Source organism: Frankia sp. CoBUL1 (assembly GCF_978021245.1).
Window position 1 is genome coordinate 1 of the sequence record NZ_CDXDOS010000333.1, and the last position, 3,163, is coordinate 3,163.

Annotated in this window: 3 protein-coding genes; 1 reads left to right on the top strand and 2 read right to left on the bottom strand. The window is 71.6% G+C overall.

Translation table 11 applies throughout. The features are described 5' to 3' along the window. Window positions 1–107 precede the first annotated feature (107 nt). The gene (locus AC08OX_RS16455) at window positions 108–284 is read left to right on the top strand and encodes a hypothetical protein (protein ID WP_476608630.1); all 177 of its coding nucleotides are present in this window, start codon (window positions 108–110) and stop codon (window positions 282–284) included. On the opposite strand, the gene AC08OX_RS16460 is transcribed toward AC08OX_RS16455, so the two are convergent. Both AC08OX_RS16460 and thrS read right to left on the bottom strand, forming a co-directional pair. Further along, the gene (locus tag AC08OX_RS16460; protein WP_476608631.1) at window positions 269–1,375 is read right to left on the bottom strand and encodes a baeRF2 domain-containing protein; all 1,107 of its coding nucleotides are present in this window, start codon (window positions 1,373–1,375) and stop codon (window positions 269–271) included. The two genes, AC08OX_RS16455 and AC08OX_RS16460, sit on opposite strands and share 16 nt — an antisense overlap. Before the next feature lie 262 nt (window positions 1,376–1,637). Further along, window positions 1,638–3,005 carry a threonine--tRNA ligase gene (thrS, locus tag AC08OX_RS16465; RefSeq protein WP_476608632.1) on the bottom strand — a complete coding sequence of 456 codons (1,368 nt, stop codon included), beginning with the start codon at window positions 3,003–3,005 and terminating at the stop codon, window positions 1,638–1,640. Window positions 3,006–3,163 lie beyond the last annotated feature (158 nt).

Here is a 3,163-nt window from a genome sequence, read left to right on the forward strand (position 1 = left end):
ATATAGAAAAGTATTTCCTGCCCCGATGACGAGGCGCGACACGGGAGAGTTCTCGACGAGACGAAAACCGCAGAAATCTTCCAACACAACCACAATGAGGTTTCGCCATGACCGACGGAAATCGCAATCTCTACGTAGTCGCCTGCGGTGGCGGGTACCCCGCCGGGGACCTTCCCGCCTTCGTCGGGCAGGTGCAGTCCGCCGGCTGGGACGTGCGGGTGGTCGCCACCCCGGCGTCTTTGCAGTTCATCGACACGCTCGACACAGGTCACGGGGACGGGTAGCGCAGCAGGGCACCGAGACCGTCGGTCGGTGCGCCGGGCAGATCGGCAGGCAGGACCCGCACGGCCGCGCCGGTGCCCCAAGCGGCCCGCACGGCCAGATCCGCCAACCGGCCGGTGGTCGGTGGTGACCCGGCCCGGCGGGCCAGCCGGGCCAGCGCGCCCGGCTCGGTGGCGACGTCCCCGGGCTCCGGCCCGTACCAGGCGGCCCGGTCGTCGCCGGGGTCGTCGACGACGAGCAGCGTGCCCACCTGAGCGCGGACGAGCGCGTCGAGCGTCGCGGGCACCCCGTCGACCGCCCGGCCATGTGCGCGGTCCTCGGCGAAGCGGTCGAGCACGGCGCGGGTCCGGTCGCGAACCTCGGCCTCGACCAGCTCCCGCACCTCCTGGGAATGGAACCGGTCGCTCCGCCCGGGGTGACGTCCCCCGTGTTCGAGCTGGTGGACCAGCGGGATCACCCGGGGCGGCAGATGCTTGCGCAGCAGCTGCACGGCCCGGACGTCTCCCGCGAGAACCACCAGCGCGGCGTCCACCCGCTCGGCCAGCTCGGTCACCGCCTCGGCGACCTGCGCGGCGTTGTGATCCCACGAGTCCTCGGCACGATCCTGGTAGCGGCGCTGCGACCAGCCGCCGGGGGCATTGCGCTCGATCTCGTCGTCGGAGCCGACGACCTCACCGGCGAACCGCAGTCCGTCCCCGGCCACCCGCAGGTCGGCGCCCGTCCGGTCGGTGAGCACGACCACACAGGGCACGCTGCTCTGCCGGTAGGCAAGCATCGGCAACGTGCAGGGCAGCGAGCCCCAGACGGCCCGGTCCGCCACCTGCCGTCGCAGCCGATGACACCAGACCACCCTGCCATCCGCGGCGCACGCCGCGAGAGCGGCGTTCTGCGGGCCGAGAGACGCCACAACCTCGTCCAACGCGCCCAGCGTCGCGCCATCCGCCCCGTCGGCGGCCAGGCTGTCGCGCAGGTGCCGCCACCGGACCGCCCGATCCGCCGCAATCCCGTCCATCTGATCGGACAGGCCCAGGTACAGCGTCGCGCACGGGCTCGGGACGGCGAGCAACTCGTTGATCTCCTCATCCGGGATCACGGCACCGCGGCCTCCTGTTCTCCGCTCCCGCCGGTCGGCGAGCCGATCCTCCAGGGTCCAGGATGGGCACCGACCGGCTCTTCGGTCCGGCCTCTTCGGTTGCTCCCAGCCATACCCATCATCGGCGCGACGGACCGTCGGCCGCCCGCCAGGACTTCATCCGGGCGCGGCCGGTATATATTGCTGCTGACGGTCCGAATCGGCTCGAGTTCGACTCTTCGCCGGCCTCAATGATCGGCGCCGTCGGCAAACGCCGAATTCCCTACCTGCCCCCGGCCTGTCCCCGCGGATCGGTCCATAGATCAGTGCTGTGCGCGCTTGTCAGGAGGTCGATGCCGGCCAGGACTTCCGCGGCGGGCCGGGCCTCCAGGCGGCGCCCGTCCCGCAACCGCAGGGAGACCCGCTCGTCGGCTGCCTCCCGAGCACCGATGATCGCCTGGTAGGGCACCAGACGAGCGGCCCGGACCCGCGCGCCCAGGGTGCCGCGCTGCGGACCGGCGGCCTCGGTCCGCAGTCCCCGATCGGCCGCCTGCCGGACCAGCGCGAGGGCGTGGGGTACCTCGGCGTCGGAGATCGGAAGGGCCACCAGCTGCACGGGCGCAAGCCATGGTGGAAACGCACCGCCGTGCGACTCGATGAGGTGGGCCACGGCCCGCTCCACGCTGCCGACAACGCTGCGGTGGACCATGACCGGCCGGCGCATCGCGCCGTCCGGGCCCGCGTAGCGCAGATCGAACCGTTCTGGCTGATGGAAGTCGATCTGCACGGTGGACAGGGTGGCTTCACGGCCGGCACTGTCGACGATCTGCACGTCGATCTTCGGGCCATAGAAGGCCGCCTCCCCCTCCACGGCCTCGTAGGCCACCCCCGCGGCGTCGAGGACCTCGGTCAGCAGGGCGGCGGACCGCCGCCACATGCCGGGGTCGCCGACGTACTTCCCGCCCGGCCCCGGCAGGGAGAGCCGGTAGCGGGCCGGGCTGACGCCCAACGCGCCGTAGGCCTCGCGGATCAGCTCCAGCGCCGCGCGCGCCTCGTCGGCGACCTGCTCCGGAGCGCAGAAGATGTGCGCGTCGTTCAGCTGGATCGCCCGCACCCGGGTCAGCCCGCCCAGTACCCCCGACAGTTCGGAGCGGTACATGCCACCCAGTTCGGCCATCCGGAGTGGGAGATCGCGGTAGCTGTGCGCGCGGGAGCGGTAGATCAACGCGTGGTGCGGGCAGAGGCTCGGCCGCAGCACCATCTGCTCCCCGCCAAGCCGCTCCCCGCCAAGCCGCTCCCCGCTGAGATCCATCGGCGGGAACATGTCGTCCCGGTAATGGGACCAGTGGCCGGAGATCTCGTACAGCTCCCGCTTGCCCAGCACGGGCGAGTACACGTGCTGGTAACCGGCCCGACGCTCCACGCCACGGATGTACTCCTCCAGGGTGTGCCGTACGACGGCACCGGCGGGCAGCCAGTACGGCAGACCCGACCCGATCAGCGGGTCGGTATCGAAAAGTTCCAGCTCGCGACCGAGCTTGCGGTGGTCGTACACCGTGGTCTCCTCACCTCGCGGCAGGTAGGGCGGGTGACCACAAGGCGAAGCCCCGGGGCATCCGCCCCGGGGCTTCGACAGAAGAACGGCTGTCAGCGCGCCGGGACACTCTCCGGCGTCGTCGTCAGGCCAGCGCGCTGCATGTCGCCCAGGTCAGCAGTGCCGCCCCCGCCGCGGTGACAATGACGACAGCGGCGTGCGTGACAGCGGCGTGCGTGACGGCGGCATGCGTGACAGCGGGGCGGGGGCGGCAC

What these genes read in the sequence shown, in the direction of transcription:
- AC08OX_RS16455 (WP_476608630.1), top strand. Translation starts at nt 108, where the DNA reads ATGACCGACGGAAATCGCAATCTCTACGTAGTCGCCTGCGGTGGCGGG.